This is a genomic window from Mycobacterium noviomagense, assembly GCF_010731635.1.
GTDB lineage: Bacteria > Actinomycetota > Actinomycetes > Mycobacteriales > Mycobacteriaceae > Mycobacterium > Mycobacterium noviomagense.
On record NZ_AP022583.1, the window covers coordinates 4,271,627 to 4,291,475 of the forward strand.

Genomic DNA, 19,849 nt, shown 5'->3' on the forward strand with positions numbered 1-19,849 from the left:
CGCGATGTTCGATCTCACTGAAACCTGTTTCGCCGACCGGCACATCGGCCCGGACCGCGACGCGATCGCCGCGATGCTCGCCGTCATTGGTATCGAGTCGCTCGACGAGCTGGCCGCCAAGGCTCTGCCGGCCGGGATTCTCGATGCGCTGACCGGCAGCGGCGCCGCGCCCGGTCTGGACAGCTTGCCGCCCGCAGCCAGCGAAGAGCAGGCGCTGGCCGAGCTGCGGGCGATGGCAGCCGACAACACGGTCGCGGTATCGATGATTGGCCAGGGCTACTACGACACGCTCACTCCGGCGGTGCTGCGCCGCAACATCTTGGAGAACCCGGCCTGGTACACCGCCTACACGCCGTACCAGCCGGAGATCAGCCAGGGTCGGCTGGAAGCGCTGCTGAACTTCCAGACCATGGTCGCCGACCTCACCGGCCTCGAGGTCGCCAACGCGTCGCTCCTCGACGAAGGCACTGCAGCCGCCGAGGCGATGACCTTGATGCACCGGGCGGCCCGCGGTAAGGCCGACCGGCTGGTCGTCGACGTCGACCTGTTTGCGCAGACCGCCGCCGTGCTGGCCACCCGCGCCCAGCCGTTGGGCATCGAGATCGTCACCGCCGACCTGCGTGACGGCCTGCCCGACGACCTATCTGACGGCGACTTTTTTGGTGTAATAACCCAGCTGCCCGGGGCCAGCGGCCGGATCACCGACTGGTCTGCGTTGGTGCGGCAGGCGCACGATCGCGGCGCACTGGTCGCCGTCGGGGCCGACCTGCTGGCGTTGACGTTGATCACTCCGCCCGGAGAGTTCGGCGCCGACGTGGCGTTCGGTACTACCCAACGTTTCGGTGTGCCAATGGGGTTCGGCGGCCCCCACGCCGGCTACCTGTCCGTGCACGCGCAGCACGCCCGCCAGGTGCCCGGCCGGCTGGTCGGGGTGTCCCTCGACGCCGATGGGTCGCCCGCCTACCGGCTGGCCTTGCAGACCCGCGAGCAGCACATCCGCCGCGACAAGGCGACCAGCAACATCTGCACCGCGCAGGTGCTGCTGGCGGTGATCGCCGCGATGTACGCCAGCTACCACGGCGGCGACGGGCTGACCGCGATTGCGCGCCGCGTGCATGGCTACGCCGAGAAAATCGCTGCGGCACTGGGCGATGCGCTGGTGCACGACCAGTACTTCGACACCGTGCTGGCGCGGGTGCCCGGCCGCGCCGACAACGTGATCGCTGCGGCGAAGGCTCGCGGCATCAACCTGTGGCGGGTGGACGACGACCACGTGTCAGTGTCATGTGATGAGGCCACTACCGAGGCGCACGTGGCCGCGGTACTCGAGGCCTTCGGCGTCGCGCCTGCTGAGCCGGTGCGCGCCGACATCGCCACGCGCACATCGCAATTCCTAACCCATCCTGCGTTCACGAGTTACCGCACCGAGACGTCGATGATGCGCTACCTGCGCACGCTGGCCGACCGGGACGTCGCGTTGGACCGCAGCATGATCCCGCTGGGCTCCTGCACGATGAAACTCAACGCCGCTGCCGAGATGGAGCCGATCACCTGGCCGGAATTCGCGCGTCTGCATCCATTCGCCCCGGCTGCCGACACCGCGGGATACGGGCAGCTGATCGAACAGCTGGGCACGTGGCTGGTCCAGATGACCGGCTATGACGCGGTCTCGCTGCAACCCAACGCCGGTTCGCAAGGGGAGTACTCGGGGCTGCTGGCGATCCACGACTACCACGCCAGCCGCGGTGAGCCTCAGCGCGACGTATGCCTGATCCCGTCCAGTGCGCACGGCACCAACGCCGCATCGGCGGCGCTGGCCGGGATGCGGGTAGTCGTCGTGGCCTGCCGCGACAACGGCGATGTCGACCTGGACGACCTGCGCGCCAAAGTAGCCCAGCATGGCGAGCGGCTGGCGGCGCTGATGATCACATATCCGTCCACCCACGGCGTGTACGAGCACGACATCGCCGAGATCTGCGCGGCCGTGCACGACGCCGGCGGCCAGGTCTACGTCGACGGCGCCAATCTCAACGCGCTGGTCGGCCTGGCCCGGCCGGGGAAGTTCGGCGGCGACGTCAGCCACCTGAACCTGCACAAGACGTTCTGCATCCCGCACGGCGGCGGCGGCCCGGGCGTCGGGCCGATCGTGGCGCGCTCGCATCTGGCGCCGTTCCTGCCCGGCCACCTGTACGCCCCTGAGCTGCCGGACGGGCGGCCGGTGGCGTCGGCGCCGTACGGGTCGGCGTCGATTCTGCCGATCACCTGGGCCTACATCCGGATGATGGGCGCGGCCAGCCTGCGCCGGGCGTCGATGACCGCGATCGCGTCGGCCAACTACATCGCCCGCCGCCTCGACGAGTACTACCCGGTGCTCTACACCGGCGAGAACGGCATGGTGGCCCACGAGTGCATCCTGGATCTGCGGCCGATCACCAAGGCCACCGGCGTTACCGTCGACGACGTCGCAAAACGCTTGGCGGACTACGGTTTTCACGCCCCGACGATGAGCTTCCCGGTGAACGGGACGCTGATGGTCGAGCCCACCGAGAGCGAGAGTCTCGCCGAAGTCGACGCGTTCTGCGAAGCGATGATCGCGATCTGCGGCGAAATCGACAAGGTCCGCGGCGGGCAGTGGCCGGCAGACGACAATCCGCTGCGCGGCGCCCCGCACACCGCCGAGTGCCTGCTGGTCTCCGATTGGCATCACCCCTATAGCCGCGAGGAAGCGGCCTACCCGCTGGGCAAGGCGTTCCGGCCCAAAGTGTGGCCGCCGGTACGCCGCATCGACGGCGCCTACGGCGACCGCAACCTGGTGTGTTCGTGCCCGCCGGTGGAGGCCTACGCGCACTGAGCTTTCTATCCGAAGCGCTCGATGATCGCCTGCGCGATACGTTCTGGCGCGTCTTCCTGGATGAAGTGCTTGGCTTTCGGTAGCTCGGCGACGACGTGATCGGGGAAAGCCGCGCGCATCCGTGGCAGGGATTGGCCGGGCGGAAACGCGGGATCCTTCATGCCCCATACCAGCACAGCGGGTTTCGAACCCAGCGTTGCGGGGACCTCGTTGGCGAGCTGCTCCAGCAATGGGCGGGCGGCCAGGATTTCCCTCGGCATCCGCGCCACCCCCAACCGGGCCTCCGGAGTGGGCTGCACTCGCCGGTAGTGCGCCATAACTTCTGGGCTTAGCCGCCGCGCTGTTCCCGCGGGAATCAGCCGCTCGACGAAGAAATTGCGCTGCAGGATCGCGTATTGCAGCGGACGGCTCGACATGACCTTGCTGAATATCTTGGCCCGTAGATCGTCGGCGGGCCAGAACCTGGTGTTGCCCAAGACGACGCCGCGCACCCGGTCTGCGCGGGCCACGTCGACGGCCATGCTGATCGGGCCGCCCCAGTCCTGTCCCATCGTCAGGTAGCCGTCCAGACCGAGGTGGTCCACCAAGTCGCCGACGGCGTCGGCGTGCTGTTCGACCGTGTACTCGAACCCGGACGGGCGCTCCGAGAGCCCGAAACCGAGGTAGTCGGGCGCGATGCAGCGGAAGCGGTCGCGCAGCGCCACGATGATGTCGCGGTACAGGAAGCTCCACGTCGGGTTGCCGTGGCAGAACATAATCGGCGCCCCGGAGCCCTCGTCGACGTAGTGCATGCGGCCCCGCGGCCCGTCGAACCATTGCGACGCGAACGGGTACAGCTGGGGATCGGGAGTGAACTCGACAGTCATTGCGCTCCTTTGATGCCGTACAAGATGGTAAGCCCGTACTGTGCTTCCGCAGACTGTTCAGGACTGGCGCGACGGTGGCCGTTTTGTGTCGACGCGTGTGGGCAAGGTATTCGTCCGCTCAGGTGCAGGTGAAGGGCCGACGGTATTGCTGCTGCACGGATTCCCTTCCAGCTCATACGATTTCCGCTCGGTGATCCCACATCTCGGGCAGCGGCCCTGGCTGACCCTGGATTTTTTGGGGTTTGGGTTGTCGGACAAGCCGCGGCCGCATCGCTACAGCCTGCTCGAGCAGGCCGACATCGTGCAGGAGGTGGTCGCGGCAACGGACACCGGTGCGGTGATGATCCTGGCCCACGACATGGGGACGTCGGTGACCACCGAACTGCTGGCCCGCGACCTGGACGGCTCCTTGCCGTTCAACGTGCAGCGCGCCGTGCTGTCCAACGGCAGCGTGATCCTGGAGCGGGCCAGCTTGCGCCCGATCCAGAAGCTGCTGCGCGGTCCGCTCGGCCCGGTGTTGGCCCGGCTCGCGAACCGGCGCACGTTCACCCGCGGGTTCGCCCGGCTGTTCACGCCGGCGCACCCGCTCTCACGCGAGGAAGCTGCCGCCCAGTGGGCGTTGCTGTCCTACAACGGGGGACACCATATCGCGCACTTGTTGATTTCCTACCTGGACGAACGGGTGCGTTACGCCGCCCGCTGGCATGGCGCGGTGAGCGACTGGCCCCACCCGCTCGGCTTCGTATGGGGGCTCGACGACCCGGTGGCCACCACGAATGTGCTCGACGGGTTGCGGGCACTACGCCCGGACGCTCCGGTTGTCGAGTTGGCCGGGATGGGCCACTACCCGCAGATAGAAGACCCCCCGGCTTTCACTCGGGCGGCGCTGTCCATGCTCGACAGGTAAGCGGCTCAGCTCAAGAAGGTGGTGACCGCGGTGGCCAGGTCGGGGGAGGCCGACGTGGCCAGGTTCTGGTAGCTGCCGCCGCTGAGGTGCGCGACGGCTTCCCAGGTGGACCGGTCGGGATCGGCGCCGAAGTCGATGACGTTCACCGCGATGGGCTTGGCCGGGTCCACGCTTTGGCGGATGAAGTCCTGCAACCCCGGCCCGTCGAGCGTCTGGTCGGTGTGCGGCCCCGCTGTGATGACCAGCACCGAATTCGTTTGGCCGGCATGGAAATTCGCGAGGGCGTCCTTGTAGACCAGCCGCAGCGTGGTGAACGACACCGCGCCGCCGGACGTCGAATACTGCTTGTCCAGGGTGGCGGTCAGCGCCGCGGAGCGGGGCTGACCGTTGACCGGCTCGTCGAGCGGCCCGCTGGACACCTCGCTGCGGCCTTCTTTGCCGTCGAAGGTCCACAGCCCCACCGCCGAGTTTGCGGGCAGCGCCCGGATCCGGTCCTGCAGTGCGGCAACGACGTTGGCCAGCCGGGTCTTGCCGCCCTCATCGGTGGCCATCGACTGGTCGAGCATGATGATTGCGGCCGGTCCGCTGGCCGGTGTGGTCAGCGCGCTGGCCAGCGTTGCGCGCATCGACTCATCGCCCACCGACAGGGTGGCCGACAGCGGCGCGAAGTTGGTGACGTCGCTTTTCGGCGGGTTGACACCTTGAACGCGAAAGCCCGCTTTCGCCAGCTCGTCCAGCTGGTCGGGTTTGTGCATGAAGTGAGCGAACTCGCTGGCAGCGCTGACCTGCTCTTGCGACAGCCACGACCCGCTGAGCAGCACGGTCGGATAGTCGGCGACCGCAACCGGGCCGGGCGGCAGCCACGACCTCAGCGTGCTGGCGGCATCGTTCGATTGCCCGCGCTGGAACACCTGCTGCTCGGTCGTGACCACCGCATGCACCGGCGCCGCGGCCGGATCGCCGGGTTTGAGCAACGCGTTCATCGCCTCGGTCAGCGAGTTGTCCGCCAGCTTGGGCTGCGCGTCGATCAGCGTGCGCACGGCGCCGCTGCCGGCCGTCGGTGGGGCGCCGGGCGGCGCGGATGCGGCCGCCACCGCCTCGCCTGCCAGATACGCGGCATCACTGTTGCCGGCCAGCGGCAGCGCCAGCCGCAACGATCCCCAGGCCGGCAGGTTGACCGCTGCCAGCGCGTCCGGCTTGGTCTGCAAGCCCGGCAGCGACGCCCAATTCTGGTTGCCCAGCGCGCGTTGCAGCTCGGGCCGCACCGCGAGCACCACCGGCGAGCTGACCAGCGAGCGGCTGTCGCTGATGGTTTGCTTTCCTGCTGCCGCCGACAGCCGCGCCGCCGACACCGAGCTGCCCGGTATCCACAGCGCGGGACGGTCACCGAGCTGTGACGGCCACTTGCCGATGAATCCGTCGACGACGGCGTCGGAGCTCGCGGACTTGACGCTGACGTTCATGCAGTGATCACCGACGGGGGTTGCCGACTTGTTGTAGCGCTCCGCGAACTGCTGCACCCGGTCGGCGATCGTCGAGTCCGCGATGACGGCCAGGGTCTCCGTGGCCCCCACGCAGCGCGCCGCGGCGGTGTGCGAGCGGTTGGACAACGCGTCACCGAAAAAGCGCCACAGGATCACTGCCGCCACCACGACGACGACCGCTACCAGCGCCGCGATCACGCCGATGCTGACGCCGCGCGGCCCGCCGTCACTGCGATGCCCGCCGCGCCATTGGATGCGATGACCTCCGCCGGTGGGCGGCAGTTCAGGCGGCTGGCCGCTCCGCGAGAAAGCTGGATAGTCGTCCGGCTCATCCTCGTCAAGGTCGTCGGCGAAGTCGTGGTCGACGTCGTCGTCGGCGAAGTCGTCCAGGCCCTGATCGCCCGGGTGGCCGGCATAGCCCTGGTAGGACTCCTGCCGCGGGTAGCCGACAGCGGGGCCGCCTACGTGGTGGCGGCCCGTGTCGTCGTCGTCATCCCAGCCCGGGTAGTCGTCCGGCAGGTCGTCGGACGGTTCAGCGGCGGAATCCTCGGGCTCGGGCATGCTGTGCCTACCCATGCCGGTGCCTGCACCCTTTCCGTGGACCAAGGGGTACTGCTGCCAATTCGGCGCCGAGTCTACTCATCGGTAGCGACTGCTTCCGCAGCGGAAATCACCCGCTCGCACGAGCTTTGAACTCGCGACGGCGCCGGTGCAGGATCGGCTCGGTGTAGCCGTTGGGCTGTTGGGTGCCGGACAAGATGAGGTCCTGTGCGGCGAGGAACGCGACGCTGTCGTCGAAGTTGGGCGCCATCGGCCGGTAGTTCGGATCGCCGGCGTTCTGCTGGTCAACCATGGGGGCCATCCGTTCCAGACCGGCCCGCACATCTTCGGCGGTGATCACGCCGTGGCGCAGCCAGTTGGCCAGCAACTGGCTGGAGATCCGCAGCGTCGCGCGGTCTTCCATCAAGTCGATGTTGTGGATGTCGGGCACCTTCGACGAGCCGATGCCCTGGTCGATCCAGCGCACCACGTAGCCCAGGATCGACTGGCAGTTGTTGTCGACCTCTTCGCGGATCTCGTCTTGCTCCCACGCCAGTTCCTTGGCCAGCGGGATGGTCAGCAGCTGGTCGATCGAGGCGCGTTTCTTGCCCTCCAGCTCTTTTTGCACCGCCACCACGTCCACCTGGTGGTAGTGCATCGCGTGCAGCGTCGCGGCGGTGGGTGAGGGCACCCAGGCGGTGCTGGCTCCGGCGCGGGGCTGGGCGATCTTCTGCTCGACCATGTCGGCCATCAGCTCGGTCATCGTCCACATGCCCTTGCCGATCTGGGCGCGCCCGGCGAAACCGGCGGCCAGGCCGACGTCGACGTTGTTGTCCTCGTAGGCCAAGATCCAGGGCTGGGTCTTCATGGAACCTTTGCGCACCATCGGGCCAACCTCCATCGAGGTGTGGATCTCGTCGCCGGTGCGGTCCAGGAAACCGGTGTTGATGAAGACGATCCGGTCGGCCGCGGCCAAGATGGCGGCCTTGAGGTTGACGGTGGTGCGCCGCTCCTCGTCCATGACGCCGACCTTGAGGGTGTTTTGCGGCAGTCCGAGCACGTCTTCGACGCGGCTGAACAGCTCGGTGGTGAACGCGACCTCGTCGGGGCCGTGCATCTTCGGCTTGACGATGTAGATCGAGCCGGTGCGGCTGTTGACCAGCGGGCCGTTGGCGTCGGAGGCCTTCAGCCCGTGAATGGCGCACAGACCCGTGAAGAGCGCGTCCTGGATGCCCTCGAACACCTCTTGTTCTTCGTTGCCATCGGCGCTGTAGACGATCGCGTCGTTGGTCATCAGGTGACCGACGTTGCGGACGAACAGCAGCGCGCGCCCCGGCACGGTGAACTCGCTGCCGTCGGGCGCGCTGTAGGTGCGGTCTTGGTTGAGGACCCGGGTGAATGTCTTGCCGTCCTTGTCCACCTCGGCGGACAGGTCACCCTTGTTCAGGCCGAGCCAGTTGCGGTAGGCGCGGGTCTTGTCGTCGGCGTCGACGGCGGCCACCGCGTCCTCGAAGTCCACGATCGTGGTGACCGCGGATTCGAGGACGACGTCCTTGACGCCGGCGCGGTCGGTCTTGCCGATCGGCGACTCCGGGTCGATCAGGATTTCAATGTGCAGGTCGTTGTTGACCAGCAGCACCGACCAGTCGGGAGAGCCGAGTTCGCCTGTGTAGCCGGCGAATTGGTCAGGGTCGGCCAGGCCCCGGTCGTCCTCGTCGCCCTCGACGCTGACCAGCAGGCGCCCGTCGTCGACCTTGAAGCCGGTGGCGTCGGCCCAGGAGCCCGACGACAGCGGCACCGCCTCGTCGAGGAACTTGCGCGCATACGCGATCACCTTGTCGCCGCGGACCTTGTTGTAGCCGGTGCCCTTTTCGGCGCCGTCGGTCTCGGGAATGACGTCGGTGCCGTAGAGCGCGTCATAGAGTGAGCCCCAGCGGGCGTTGGCGGCGTTGAGCGCAAACCGCGCGTTGGTGACCGGCACCACCAGCTGCGGCCCGGCCGTCGTGGTGATTTCGGGGTCGACGTTGGCGGTGGTGATGGTGAAGTCGTCGGGTTCGGGCAGCAGATAGCCGATGTCGGTGAGGAACTGACGGTAGGCCTCGGGGTCGTGGGGCTCGATGACACGATGCCGGTGCCATTTGTCGATCTGGGCTTGCAGTTCGTCGCGGCGGTTGAGCAGCTCTTGGTTCTGCGGGGTCAGGTCGGTGACGACCTTGTCGACACCCGCCCAGAAGCTGTCCGGGTCGATATCGGTGCCCGGCAGTGCCTCGGTGTTGACGAAGTCGTAGAGCACCTTGGCGACGCGCAGGTTCCCCACCGGCACGCGATCTGTCATCGTTCCTCCTCACTGGCAACTAGCCCAGCCTACCGGCCGGCAGCCTGACTACCCGCAGTCGACGGCCCGCAACAGCAGGTCACACCGGGCCAACAGCGCCGCCCGCAGCGGCACGGCGCGCTGCGCGATCGCGCTCTGGCAACGCACGTACTCGGCACGGCCGGCGCCATGCTCAACCGCGATCGGCGAGTACCCGTAGCCGCTGAGATCATACGGGCTGGCCCGCATGTCGACCTCGCGGGCGGTTGCGGCGAGTTGCAGGCAGTCAAGCAGCAGCTCGGAGTCGATCAGCGAGCCCAGCTTGTAGCACCACTTGTACAGATCCATCGCGGCGTGCAGGCACCCCGGCTGCTCGCTGGCCACCTGAGACGCGCGGCTGAGCTGGGCGGCGTTGCGGGGCCGCGCCGTGTCGGTGAAGAACCGGAACGCGTCAAAATGGGTGCAGCGCAACGGCATTGACTCAACCATCGCGTCGGTGGCCGCTGCCGACAGTCGCAGCGGGACTCGATCGTGGCGAACCGCGTCGCTGCGATACACCATGGCCCACTCGTGTAGGCCGAAGCAGTTGAGCTGGGCGGGCCGTTGCGCGGTGGCTCGCAGTAGCTCGGAGACGAAGCGCAGCATGTCCCGCCTGCTGCTCAGAAACGCCTGGCTGGCCGTGACACCGCCGTCGACGGCGGCGTATCCGCGCCGCCCGCCGTAGCGGCGCAGCGCCTCGCCTCCGGCGAGCACCACGCCGAAACCGGGATGCCAACATCGCAGTTGGCCGGGCCGCAGGTTGTAGTAGCTGAACAAGAAATCCCACACCGGATGCGCCTCGCCGACCCGGCGGCGGTTGACGTGCGGGGCCAAGAATTCCTCGACCCGGCGGCGGTAGGCGTCGGCGCGCGGCCTCCACTGATCCGGGTCCAGCCGCACAGTTCGACGGTGCGGGTCTTCAGACACGGTGCGTTCCGTCGCGCACGGTACCGACCAGGTCTTCCACCAAGTCCTCCAGCGCAACCATCGCTACCACTTCGGCATCGGAGGTTGCCAGCGCCAGATGGCTCTTACTGCGTCGCAACCGCGACAGCGCCTCGGCCAGCGGCAGCGACGCCGGCATTCGCGGCAGCGGGCGCACCGTGGCCAGATCGATCACCGCCTGCGGGTTTTCCGTAAGGCCCAGCGACAACACGTCTTTGATGTGCAGGTAGCCGATGAAAGTGCCACCGAGGTCGACCACCGGAAACCGGGAGTAGCCGGTTTCGGCCAGCGCCTGTTCGACCGCGCCGACCGTCGGACCGTGGCCCGCCGCAGCCACCCGCACCGCGCGAACATTCTGGATCGGAACCCCGACATCGGCGACCACGCGATTGCGGATCTGCAGCGCCCGCGTCAGCCGGGTGTGCTCTTCGTGATCCAACAGGCCTTCCGACACCGATTCGGCGATCATCTCGCTGAGCTCGACCGTGGAGACAGTGACGTCCAGCTCGTCTTTCGGCTGGGCCCGCAGCACCCGCAGCACCGCGTTGGCGCACCAGTTGTAGAACGCAATCAGCGGACGCACGGCCCGCACATAGACCAGGTACGGCGGAATCAGCAACATCGCCGCCTTCTCGGGCCCGGCAATCGCGATGTTCTTGGGCACCATCTCACCCAGCAGCACGTGCAGCGTCACCACAATCGCCAACGCGACCACGAAGGACACGGTGTGCAGCAGCGCGCCGGATATCCGCAGCAGCGCGAACGGTGCCTGCAGCAGATCGGCGACCGCGGGTTCGCCAATGCGGCCCAGCAGGATCGATGACACCGTGATGCCGAACTGTGCGCCGGCGAACATCAGCGGCAGCCGCTCGCCGGCCCGGATCACGGTGACCGCGCTTGCCCTGCCTTGCTCGGCGAGCGCTTCGAGCCGGTCGCGGCGCACGGAGATCAGCGAGAACTCGGCGCCCACGAAAAACGCGTTGGCGCCGACCAGAAGCAGGGTCAGCAGCACATCGAGAATGTCGCGCATCAGCGGTCTCGCTCACCCTTGCCGTTGCGGCGGCCCAACTCGGTCAGCTCCAGCAGGTCGATGCGGCGGCCATCCATCCGGACCACTTTCGCCTGCCATCGAATTGCATTGTGCGACGGGCCGTCCGGTTCGAATGCCGTCAGCTCGACCGTTTCGCCGGCTGCCGGTATGTGCCCGAGCTCATGGAGCACCAGCCCGCCGATCGTTTCGTACTGGCCCTCGGGTGCACGGTAGCCGGTCGCCGCGGCCACCTCGTCGATGCGCAACAGACCGGACACCCGCCAACCGTTACCCGCCGCGACCACATCCGGGGTGGCATCGTCGTGCTCGTCGCGGACGTCGCCGACGAGCTCCTCGATCAGATCCTCGACGGTGACTATCCCGGCCGTGCCGCCGTACTCGTCGACGACGAGCGCGGCCTGCAGCCCATTGGCCCGGATCTGGGCCATCACCCCGTCGCCGTCCAGCGTCGAGGGCACCACCGCGACCGGCTGCGCCACCGCTGCGACCCTGGTGTGCGCGCGGTCAGCAGGCGCCACCTCGAAGACCTGCTTGACATGCACGATGCCGACGGTCTGGTCGAGGTCGCCGTCGACGACCGGAAAACGCGAGAACCCGCTCTCGGTGGCGGTGGCAACCAGGTCGGCGACCGTGTTGTCGGTCTGCAAAGCCACGATCTTCGAGCGCGGCGTCATCAGCTCCTCGGCGGTCAAGGTGCCGAACTGCAGCGACCGCCCCACCAGCGCCGCGGTCACCGGGTCCAGCGACCCGCTGCGCTCCGACGTGCGAACCAGCGACACCAACTCCTGCGGCGAGCGGGCCGAGCGCAACCGCTGGGCCGGTTCGACGCCCAGCTTGCGCAAAACCCAGTTCGCCGCGCCGTTGGTCAGCCGGATCGCGGGAGTGAACACCAGAGAAAATAGCAGCTGCAGGCCGGCGACCGCGCCCGCGGTCGGCAGCGGGCGCGCCACCGCCAGATACTTGGGCACCAGCTCGCCGAACACCATCGACAGCGAGGTGACGATCACCAAAGCGACAAACGCGATGATCGCGTCGGCGACCCGATCCGGTATGCCGAACGCATCCAGTGCCGGATGCGGCAGCCGGGCTACCAGCGGCTCGGTGAGGTAACCCGTGACCAGCGTGGTGATCGAGATACCCAGCTGCGCACCGGACAGTTGGAACGACAAGGTGCGGTGCGCGCGCTGCACGTAGTGGTCGCGACGCCCTCCGCCGCGCGCGTTGGCGTCGACGGTGCTGCGTTCCAGCGTGGTCAACGAGAACTCGGCCGCCACGAAGACTGCGGTGCCGGCGGTGAGCGCCACGATCGCCAGCAGGCTCAGCACGGTGATGACGACGCTCATCGGCGGCTCGCGGGTTGCATGATGCGGTGCGGGAGACCGTCGCCGGTATGGTGTCTTTTCACCAGCCGAACGGCAGCGGGTGCCCCTCCGCGAAACCCGCCGCCGACTGGACCCCGATCACCGCCCGCTCGTGCAGTTCTGCGAGGGTCGATGCCCCGACGTAGGTGCACGTGCTGCGCACCCCGGAGGTGATGTGGTCGATGAGGTCCTCGACGCCGCCGCGGTCCGGATTCAGGCCCATCCGCGACGTCGAGATGCCTTCCTCGAACAACGCTTTGCGGGCCCGGTCGAAGGCGCTGTCGGCGGCGGTGCGGGCCACCACCGCCCGCTTGGAGGCCATGCCGTAGCTCTCCTTGTAGGGCCGGTCGTCGCGGTCGCGCATCAGATCGCCGGGCGATTCGTAGGTGCCGGCAAACCACGAGCCGATCATCACGTTGGCCGCGCCGGCGGCCAGCGCCAGCGCGACATCCCGCGGGTGGCGGACTCCGCCGTCGGCCCACACGTGGGCACCTAGTTCCCTTGCAGCACAAGCACATTCGAGGACAGCCGAGAATTGCGGGCGGCCCACACCGGTCATCATCCGGGTGGTGCACATGGCACCGGGACCCACGCCGACCTTGACGATGCTCGCGCCCGCGTCGATCAGATCGCGGGTGCCCTCGGCCGACACCACGTTGCCCGCGGCCAGCGGCACGCCGAGGTCCAGCGACGCGACCGCCTTGACCGCGTCCAGCGCCTTGACCAGATGTCCGTGTGCGGTGTCAATGACCAGCACGTCGACGCCCGCCTCGACCAACGCCTGAGCCTTGGCGCCCACATCGCCGGTGATGCCGACTGCGGCGCCGACGCGCAACCGGCCGGCCGCGTCAGTGGCCGGGGCATAGATACCGGCACGAAGGGCGCCGGTGCGGGTCAGCACGCCCACCAACGTGCCGTCGGCTGCTGTCAACACGGCCACGTCGATCGGCGCGTGCTCGAGCAGGTCGAACAACTTGCGCGGATCGGTGCCCACCGGCGCGGTGACGAAGTCGGTGGTGGCGACGTCACGCACGCGGGTGAAGCGGTCCACGCCCACGCACGCCGATTCGGTCACCAGCCCGATGGGACGGCCTTCGAAGACCACCACCGCGGCCCCGTGGGCGCGTTTGTGGATCAGCGCCATGGCATCCGACACCGAATCGTCGGGAGCCAACATCACCGGCGTGTCGACGACCCGGTCGCGACTCTTGACGAATTGCACCGTCTGCTGCACCGCGGTGATCGGAAGGTCTTGCGGCAGAATCACAATGCCGCCGCGGCGGGCCACCGTCTCGGCCATCCGGCGGCCGGCGACCGCCGTCATGTTCGCGACCACCACCGGGATCGTGGTGCCGGAGCCGTCGTAGGTGGACAGATCGACGTCGAACCGCGACGCCACGTCGGAACGGTTCGGCACGATGAACACGTCGTCGTACGTCAAGTCGTAGCCGGGCCGGTGCCCGTCGAGAAATCTCATCGGAATCGCTTGGCCCCCAAGTGTTATGCCGGTACCTCGCTGCGGTCCCCGCCCCACAACGTGTGGAACTTGCCCGGCGCGTCGATGCGGGCGTAGGTGTGCGCACCGAAGAAGTCGCGCTGCGCCTGCGTGAGCGCCGCCGGCAGCCGTTCGGTGCGCAATGCGTCGTAGTACGACAGCGCCGAGGAGAACCCGGGAATGGGGATACCCAATTGGGTAGCGGTGGACACCACGCGGCGCCAGCCGTCGATCGCTGATTCGACCGCGCTGCGGAAATACGGCGCGACGAGCAGGCTGGCCAGATTGGGGTCGGCGTCGAAGGCTTCTTTGATGCGGTTGAGGAACTTGGCCCTGATGATGCAGCCGCCGCGCCAGATCGTCGCCAGGTCGCCCGGAGTGATGTCCCAACCGTATTCGGCGCTGCCCGCCTGAATCTGGTTGAACCCTTGCGAATACGCGACGATCTTCGAGGCGTACAGGGCCTGGCGGATGTCCTCGGTGAAGGTGTCGGGGTCGCTGGGCCGCTCGCCGAGCCGGCCCGACGCCAGCCCGGTGGTGGCCTTGCGCTGGGCCACCGATCCCGACAGTGCGCGGGCGAACACCGCTTCGGCGATACCCGTGACCGGGACACCCAGGTCCAGGGCGGACTTGACGGTCCAGCGGCCGGTGCCTTTCTGCTCGGCCTCGTCGACGATGACGTCGACCAGCGGTTGGCCCGTCTTGGCGTCGATCTGCCGCAGCACTTCTGCGGTGATCTCGACCAGGTAGCTGTCCAGGTCGCCGGTGTTCCACTCGCTGAACACGTCGGCGATCTGCGGCGCGGTCAGCCCCAGTCCGTCACGCAGCAGCTGATAGGCCTCGCCGATGAGCTGCATGTCGGAGTACTCGATGCCGTTGTGCACCATCTTGACGAAATGCCCCGAGCCGTCGGGCCCGATGTGGGTGCAGCACGGCACCCCGTCGACGTGGGCGGAGATCTCTTCGAGCAGCGGGCCCAGCGATTCGTAGGACTCTGCCGGCCCGCCAGGCATGATCGACGGCCCGTTCAGCGCGCCCTCCTCGCCGCCGGAGATGCCTGCGCCGACAAAGTGCAGCCCGCGCTCGGCCATCGCCTTTTCCCGGCGGATGGTGTCGGTGTAGAGCGCGTTGCCGCCGTCGATGATGATGTCGCCTTCTTCCATCGCGTCGGCGAGCTCGTTGATGACCGCGTCCGTGGCGTCGCCGGCCTTGACCATGATCAGCACACGGCGCGGTTTTTCCAGGGCGGCAAGGAATTCCGGGATCGTCTCGGTGCGCACGAAGTTGCCCTCGGAGCCGTGCTCTTTGAGCAGTGCGTCGGTCTTGGCGACGGTCCGGTTGTGCAGTGCCACGGTGTAGCCGTGGCGGGCGAAGTTGCGGGCGATGTTCGACCCCATCACGGCTAGGCCGGTGACGCCGATCTGCGCGGTGCTCATCTGTTTGCCTTTCAGGCTCGGGGCTTTCGTCAAGCCTTTCACCGAACACTGTGGCACAGCGGGATTCGGCTCTGGCGGAGGTATTCCTCAAGCCGTCAGGCTAGACGTCCTGCTAGGCGATGAACAGTCGCTGCAGCTCGATCAGCCACGGTATGGCCAGCGCTATTGTCGGCACCACCAACACCGCTGCTGCGGCGGCATACACAGCTGCAGCCAGCATGCGGCTATTGCCGCGCCCGGATAGCCGGCGCACGCGCACCAGCGTGCTGGGACCGCCGGCGGCCAGCGCCGCCGAGGGTGTCCGCCCGGACGCGCACGCCACCAGCGCCCGAGCCAGGGGAGCGCGGCCCGCAGCGCGCACCGCCGCGTCGTCGGCAAGCAGCTCGACCAGCAACTGCACCGCATCCAGCGCGCCCGCGCTGCGAACCAACCGGGGAAAGGCGGCGTGTACCGCGGTGAAGCCCTCGAGAACCAGGTCGTGCCGCGCCCGCAGGTGCGCCCGCTCGTGGCTGAGTATTGCCGACACCTCCGCGTCGCTGAGGGCGGCCAGCGTCCCTTCGCTGAGCACCACGCGGCTACGCACCCCGGGCAGGCAGTACGCCAGCGGCTGCGCCACACCCAGAATGCGCAGGTCGCGCGTCCGTGGGCCGTCCTGTGCGGGCGCCCCGGCACGAGCGCCGAGCAGATCGACAAGCATTCGGTGGTGGGCACGGCGTCGTCGCGTGCCGATCGCGACTTTCAGCACCGCAATTGCCAGCCGTGCACCGACCAGCACAGTAAGCGCGAAGACCCCGACGTACAGCGCCCACAACGGCCAGCCCAATCGCCCGATATCGCCGACGATGCTCGCTGTCGGCCGCCCGTCGGGACCTGGCATCAGCAGCCGGCTGGCAATTGCGATGCCGGCGCTGAACGCCGAGAGCACCGCGGCGAGCGCAATGGCCTGCCACAGCACGACCGTGGCCCGCGGGGCCCGCAGCGGCCATCTGGCGCGGGCCAACAGGGCCGGTACCGGGCCGACCAGCAGCGCCGCGAGAATGGTGAAGGCCAGCGCGGACACGCTGCCAGTCTCCCTCAGCCCTCGGGGCCTGCGCTAGCAGGTGGGGTTTTGCGGTGGCCGGCCTCTAATTCGCCCAGCGCCCGCCGCAGCGCGTCGGCCTCGTCGGCGCCGACGCGTTCCACGAAGTGCACCAGCGCCGCCTGCCGGCTGCCCGAGTCCGCCGCCTGGTCGAGCGCGTCGACCATCAGTCCGGCGACCAGTTCGTCGCGGCTGTGCACCGGTGCGTAGCGGTGAGCGCGGTCGTCGCGGATTTGGGAGACCAAGTTCTTCTTGGCCAACCGTTGCAGCACTGTCATCACGGTGGTGTAGGCGAGGTCGCGCTGTGCCGATAACGCTTCGTGCACTTGGCGAACGGTTTGGGGCTCCGGCTCGGACCACAGGTGGTCCATCACCGCACGTTCGAGATCTCCCAGGCGCGTCAGCTTGGCCATTCGTTTCATCTCCCTAAAGCGACCCAATCAGCGTACTCCCGCTTACTACCGTCCGTCGTACCGAAATGGCCGCACGGTGACAACCGGTCGATCAACTGAGCAGGTTGCGGGCCCTAGCGCTCGGTGATCGGTCTGCACCTGTGACAGCGCTCACACCGCTACCTCTGCGTAGCATATTAGGTTAGCCTAACCTGATCCGATGGGCGGGAGGTGTGGTGTCTGTTCTCAGCGACGACCCGCTGATCGCGGCTATGGCTATCGAGCGACCGCTGCCGCTGCACCAATCGAGTCGACGGCTGCGCGAGCTATATCCAGCCAGCCCGCGCGTCTACGGCGTCGCAGTACTGGCCGACGTCTCGCGGCGCCGCTGGTGGCCACTGGCGTCGGCCCTGACAACCAACCGCCTTCAAGTGATGTTCGACGATGCCGCCGCCGGAATGGACCGCCGGGCGGCGGCCCGGGACGTGGCGGCCACCCTGGTACATACGGTGATCGGACGGGTGGTGGCCCTGGTGGTCCTCGAGGCGCGGGCCTGGGATCCGGGCTTGGACAACCTCTGGGTGCACGTCGACGCCGAGGGTGCTATCGACTGGCTCGCGGTGGTCGACCCGATGCTGCGGGGTTTGCCCGAAGATCCCGAACTGCATGAGCCGGTGGTGCGGCTGCCGAGCGAAGCCGCGTTGGCAACCTGGGTCGCGCACCGCTGCCACCGCAGCCTTGCGCCGTTGTTCGCCGAATTGCGCGCGGTCAGCGGCGGGGCGATGCCGGTGGCGTCCATGTGGCAGCTGGTCGGATCGGCGGTCGTCACGGCCGCGACGCAGGTGCCGCAACTGGCCGGTACCTGCGAGGTGGCCGGCATGCGGCGCGGTCAAGCCGTGCTGGAGGCGCTGGTCGACTTCGGTCTGCCGGTGCGGGGTCCGCTGTTCCGGCACCGGCATACCAGCCGAAACCTTGCGAAATTAGGGCAGCCTTGCCTATGCTGATTGCGTCGAGCGATGCAGTGACCGTGGCGGTGTCCTGAGGGCTGCAGTGACCCCCGGTCAACTCGATCGGCGAGCCCCGTGCCCGGTGCACGGGGCTCGCCCGTGTTCAGGGCATCCGGGCACCGGTATCGGCGATCTCATGGTGTAGACACAAGGGCGTGCAACCGCTGCCGGACCATGTGCTGCCGCCGGATTTCACCGCGCCGTTTGACACCGAAATCGGGCTCGTGTTCACCGAATTGAGCCCCGACGGCGCGCGAGCGCAGCTTGAAATTCAGCCGAAGCTTCTGCAACCGATGGGCATCGTGCACGGCGGGGTGTACTGCTCGATGATCGAAAGCATGGCTAGTGTCTCCGCCTGGACCTGGCTGAACGCGCACGGCGGCGGCTCCGTCGTGGGCGTCAACAACAACACCGATTTCCTGCGCGCGATCAGCGCGGGGACGGTGTACGGCACCACGACGCCGATACACCGCGGCAGACGTCAGCAACTATGGCTGGTCACCATCACCGACGGCGACGAGCGAATCGTCGCCCGCGGGCACGTACGACTGCAGAACCTGGAAGCTCAACCGGACAGCTAGCTGGCCACTTTCGTTTCACCCCGGTGCGCCTCAGCGGCCAGCACCGCCAACTGTTCGAGGCGGGTCCGGGCGAACGCCTGCTGCTCGGTGATCGTCAGCTGACCGCGCCGAGTGGAAAGGAACGTCACGGTCCACGACAGCAGCGTGGTGATTTTCGACTTGAAGCCGATCAGGTACGCCAGGTGCAGGACCAGCCAGATCAACCAGGCGATGAAGCCGCCGAACTCCAGCGGCCCGATTTTCGCCACCGCGGAAAACCGTGACACGGCGGCCATCGACCCCTTGTCGAAGTACTGGAACGGCTCGCGCGCCGTCGGATCGGCCCCGGCCAGTTCGGCTTTGATCGTGTTGGCCGCGTACTTGCCGCCCTGGATAGCGCCTTGCGCGACGCCGGGCACGCCGTCCACCGCAGCCATGTCACCGACGACGAACACGTTCGGATGTCCGGGGATCGTCAGGTCCGGCAGCACCTTCACACGGCCTGCACGGTCGAGTTCGACGCCGGACTGCTCGGCCAGATCGCGACCCAGCGGGCTGGCCGAGACCCCGGCCGACCACACCTTGCACGACGATTCGATGCGCCGGATCCGGCCGTCGGAGTCTTTGACGGTTATGCCGTTACGGTCGACGTCGGTGACCATCGCGCCGAGCTGAATTTCCACGCCCATCTTCTCCAGCCGTGCGGCGGCTTTCTTGCCCAGCTTTTCGCCCATGGGAGGCAGGACCGCCGGAGCGGCGTCGAGCAGGATGACCCGGGCAGTGGTCGGGTCGATGTGTCGGAACGCGCCTTTCAGGGTGTATTCGGCCAATTCGGCGATCTGCCCGGCCATTTCCACTCCGGTGGGTCCGGCGCCGATCACGGTGAACGTCAGCAGCTTCTTGCGTCGCTCCGGGTCGCTGGACCGTTCCGCCGCCTCGAACGCGCTCATGATCCGGCCACGCAGCTCCAGCGCATCGTCGATCGACTTCATGCCGGGCGCGAACTCGGCGAAGTGGTCGTTGCCGAAGTACGACTGCCCGGCCCCGGCGGCAACGATCAGGCTGTCATAGTGCGTTTTGTAGCTGTGGCCGAGCAGCTCCGAGACGACGTACTTACCTGCCAGGTCGATGCGCGTGACATCACCCAGCAGGACTTGCGCATTGCGCTGCCGGCGCAGCACCACCCGCGTCGGCGGCGCGATCTCGCCTTCGGAGATGATCCCGGTCGCAACCTGGTACAGCAGCGGCTGGAACAAGTGATGCGTCGTGCGGGCGATCAGCTTGATGTCGACTTGGGTTCCTTTTGGAGCCCTCTTGAGCTTCTTGGCCGCGTTGAGTCCACCGAATCCGGATCCGATGATGACAACCTGGTGGCGACGACCGGGCGCAGCAGTGGCTTCGGGTTGGGCACTCATGGTGTTGGGTTGCTCCTGACGGCGACTGCGATTCATTAACACCGTAGTCGGCGTCATGGGCCGCTGACCGGGTCGACGCCTGTGTGATCAGCCACATGACATGGCGGC

15 protein-coding genes are annotated in these 19,849 nt (G+C 67.7%); 4 read left to right on the forward strand and 11 right to left on the reverse strand.

Going from position 1 to position 19,849, the window contains the following annotated elements; all coding sequences use genetic code 11:
• The first annotated feature begins 4 nt into the window (after window positions 1-4).
• Entirely contained in the window at window positions 5-2,851 is a 2,847-nt protein-coding gene (gcvP, locus tag G6N15_RS20200) for an aminomethyl-transferring glycine dehydrogenase (RefSeq protein WP_083087313.1), read from the forward strand.
• Between the two features lie 5 nt (window positions 2,852-2,856).
• Here the strand turns inward: gcvP and G6N15_RS20205 are convergent, their stop codons facing one another.
• Window positions 2,857-3,717: a haloalkane dehalogenase gene (locus tag G6N15_RS20205; RefSeq protein WP_083087312.1), complete on the reverse strand. Its 861-nt coding sequence runs from the start codon at window positions 3,715-3,717 to the stop codon at window positions 2,857-2,859.
• Window positions 3,718-3,757: 40 nt separating this feature from the next.
• On the opposite strand from G6N15_RS20205, the gene G6N15_RS20210 reads away from it, so the two are divergent.
• Complete coding sequence (locus tag G6N15_RS20210; protein ID WP_083087311.1) at window positions 3,758-4,624, forward strand: alpha/beta fold hydrolase; 867 nt, start codon at window positions 3,758-3,760, stop codon at window positions 4,622-4,624.
• A gap of 5 nt (window positions 4,625-4,629) precedes the next feature.
• Here the strand turns inward: G6N15_RS20210 and G6N15_RS20215 are convergent, their stop codons facing one another.
• From G6N15_RS20215 to G6N15_RS20255, 9 genes are all read right to left on the reverse strand, one after another.
• Window positions 4,630-6,684 (reverse strand): vWA domain-containing protein, encoded by a 2,055-nt coding sequence (locus tag G6N15_RS20215; protein ID WP_083087310.1) that lies wholly within the window; start codon window positions 6,682-6,684, stop codon window positions 4,630-4,632.
• Between the two features lie 94 nt (window positions 6,685-6,778).
• A complete protein-coding gene (locus G6N15_RS20220) occupies window positions 6,779-8,983 on the reverse strand; it encodes a malate synthase G (RefSeq protein WP_083087309.1) in 2,205 nt (734 codons plus the stop codon).
• 48 nt (window positions 8,984-9,031) lie between these two features.
• Window positions 9,032-9,928: a 3-methyladenine DNA glycosylase gene (locus G6N15_RS20225; RefSeq protein ID WP_372506477.1), complete on the reverse strand. Its 897-nt coding sequence runs from the start codon at window positions 9,926-9,928 to the stop codon at window positions 9,032-9,034.
• On the reverse strand, window positions 9,921-10,976 hold the full coding sequence (locus G6N15_RS20230) for a hemolysin family protein (protein ID WP_083087307.1): 1,056 nt from the start codon (window positions 10,974-10,976) through the stop codon (window positions 9,921-9,923). Before G6N15_RS20230 ends, G6N15_RS20225 begins: the two co-directional genes overlap by 8 nt.
• Window positions 10,976-12,340 (reverse strand): hemolysin family protein, encoded by a 1,365-nt coding sequence (locus G6N15_RS20235; RefSeq protein ID WP_083087306.1) that lies wholly within the window; start codon window positions 12,338-12,340, stop codon window positions 10,976-10,978. The genes G6N15_RS20230 and G6N15_RS20235 overlap by 1 nt, the downstream gene beginning before the upstream one ends.
• Window positions 12,341-12,398: 58 nt before the next feature.
• A complete protein-coding gene (locus tag G6N15_RS20240; RefSeq protein WP_083087305.1) occupies window positions 12,399-13,835 on the reverse strand; it encodes a GuaB1 family IMP dehydrogenase-related protein in 1,437 nt (478 codons plus the stop codon).
• A gap of 23 nt (window positions 13,836-13,858) precedes the next feature.
• Window positions 13,859-15,289: an NADP-dependent phosphogluconate dehydrogenase gene (gene gndA / locus G6N15_RS20245; RefSeq protein WP_163748180.1), complete on the reverse strand. Its 1,431-nt coding sequence runs from the start codon at window positions 15,287-15,289 to the stop codon at window positions 13,859-13,861.
• Between the two features lie 112 nt (window positions 15,290-15,401).
• On the reverse strand, window positions 15,402-16,349 hold the full coding sequence (locus G6N15_RS20250) for a M56 family metallopeptidase (protein WP_083087303.1): 948 nt from the start codon (window positions 16,347-16,349) through the stop codon (window positions 15,402-15,404).
• A 14-nt stretch (window positions 16,350-16,363) separates the two neighbouring features.
• Window positions 16,364-16,780 (reverse strand): BlaI/MecI/CopY family transcriptional regulator, encoded by a 417-nt coding sequence (locus G6N15_RS20255; RefSeq protein WP_083087302.1) that lies wholly within the window; start codon window positions 16,778-16,780, stop codon window positions 16,364-16,366.
• Window positions 16,781-16,995: 215 nt separating this feature from the next.
• Between G6N15_RS20255 and G6N15_RS20260 the strand changes: the two genes are divergently transcribed.
• The gene (locus G6N15_RS20260; protein ID WP_232070285.1) at window positions 16,996-17,763 is read left to right on the forward strand and encodes an iron reductase; all 768 of its coding nucleotides are present in this window, start codon (window positions 16,996-16,998) and stop codon (window positions 17,761-17,763) included.
• Between the two features lie 158 nt (window positions 17,764-17,921).
• The gene (locus tag G6N15_RS20265; protein ID WP_083087301.1) at window positions 17,922-18,347 is read left to right on the forward strand and encodes a PaaI family thioesterase; all 426 of its coding nucleotides are present in this window, start codon (window positions 17,922-17,924) and stop codon (window positions 18,345-18,347) included.
• Here the strand turns inward: G6N15_RS20265 and G6N15_RS20270 are convergent.
• The gene (locus G6N15_RS20270) at window positions 18,344-19,741 is read right to left on the reverse strand and encodes an NAD(P)/FAD-dependent oxidoreductase (RefSeq protein WP_083087300.1); all 1,398 of its coding nucleotides are present in this window, start codon (window positions 19,739-19,741) and stop codon (window positions 18,344-18,346) included. The two genes, G6N15_RS20265 and G6N15_RS20270, sit on opposite strands and share 4 nt — an antisense overlap.
• Window positions 19,742-19,849: the final 108 nt, after the last annotated feature.

Coding starts and splice junctions, on each gene's coding strand:
- gcvP (WP_083087313.1), top strand. CDS start 5: ATGTTCGATCTCACTGAAACCTGTTTCGCCGACCGGCACATCGGCCCG.
- G6N15_RS20205 (WP_083087312.1), bottom strand. CDS start 3,717: ATGACTGTCGAGTTCACTCCCGATCCCCAGCTGTACCCGTTCGCGTCG.
- G6N15_RS20215 (WP_083087310.1), bottom strand. CDS start 6,684: ATGGGTAGGCACAGCATGCCCGAGCCCGAGGATTCCGCCGCTGAACCG.
- G6N15_RS20220 (WP_083087309.1), bottom strand. CDS start 8,983: ATGACAGATCGCGTGCCGGTGGGGAACCTGCGCGTCGCCAAGGTGCTC.
- G6N15_RS20230 (WP_083087307.1), bottom strand. CDS start 10,976: ATGCGCGACATTCTCGATGTGCTGCTGACCCTGCTTCTGGTCGGCGCC.
- G6N15_RS20235 (WP_083087306.1), bottom strand. CDS start 12,340: ATGAGCGTCGTCATCACCGTGCTGAGCCTGCTGGCGATCGTGGCGCTC.
- G6N15_RS20240 (WP_083087305.1), bottom strand. CDS start 13,835: ATGAGATTTCTCGACGGGCACCGGCCCGGCTACGACTTGACGTACGAC.
- gndA (WP_163748180.1), bottom strand. CDS start 15,289: ATGAGCACCGCGCAGATCGGCGTCACCGGCCTAGCCGTGATGGGGTCG.
- G6N15_RS20255 (WP_083087302.1), bottom strand. CDS start 16,780: ATGGCCAAGCTGACGCGCCTGGGAGATCTCGAACGTGCGGTGATGGAC.
- G6N15_RS20270 (WP_083087300.1), bottom strand. CDS start 19,741: ATGAGTGCCCAACCCGAAGCCACTGCTGCGCCCGGTCGTCGCCACCAG.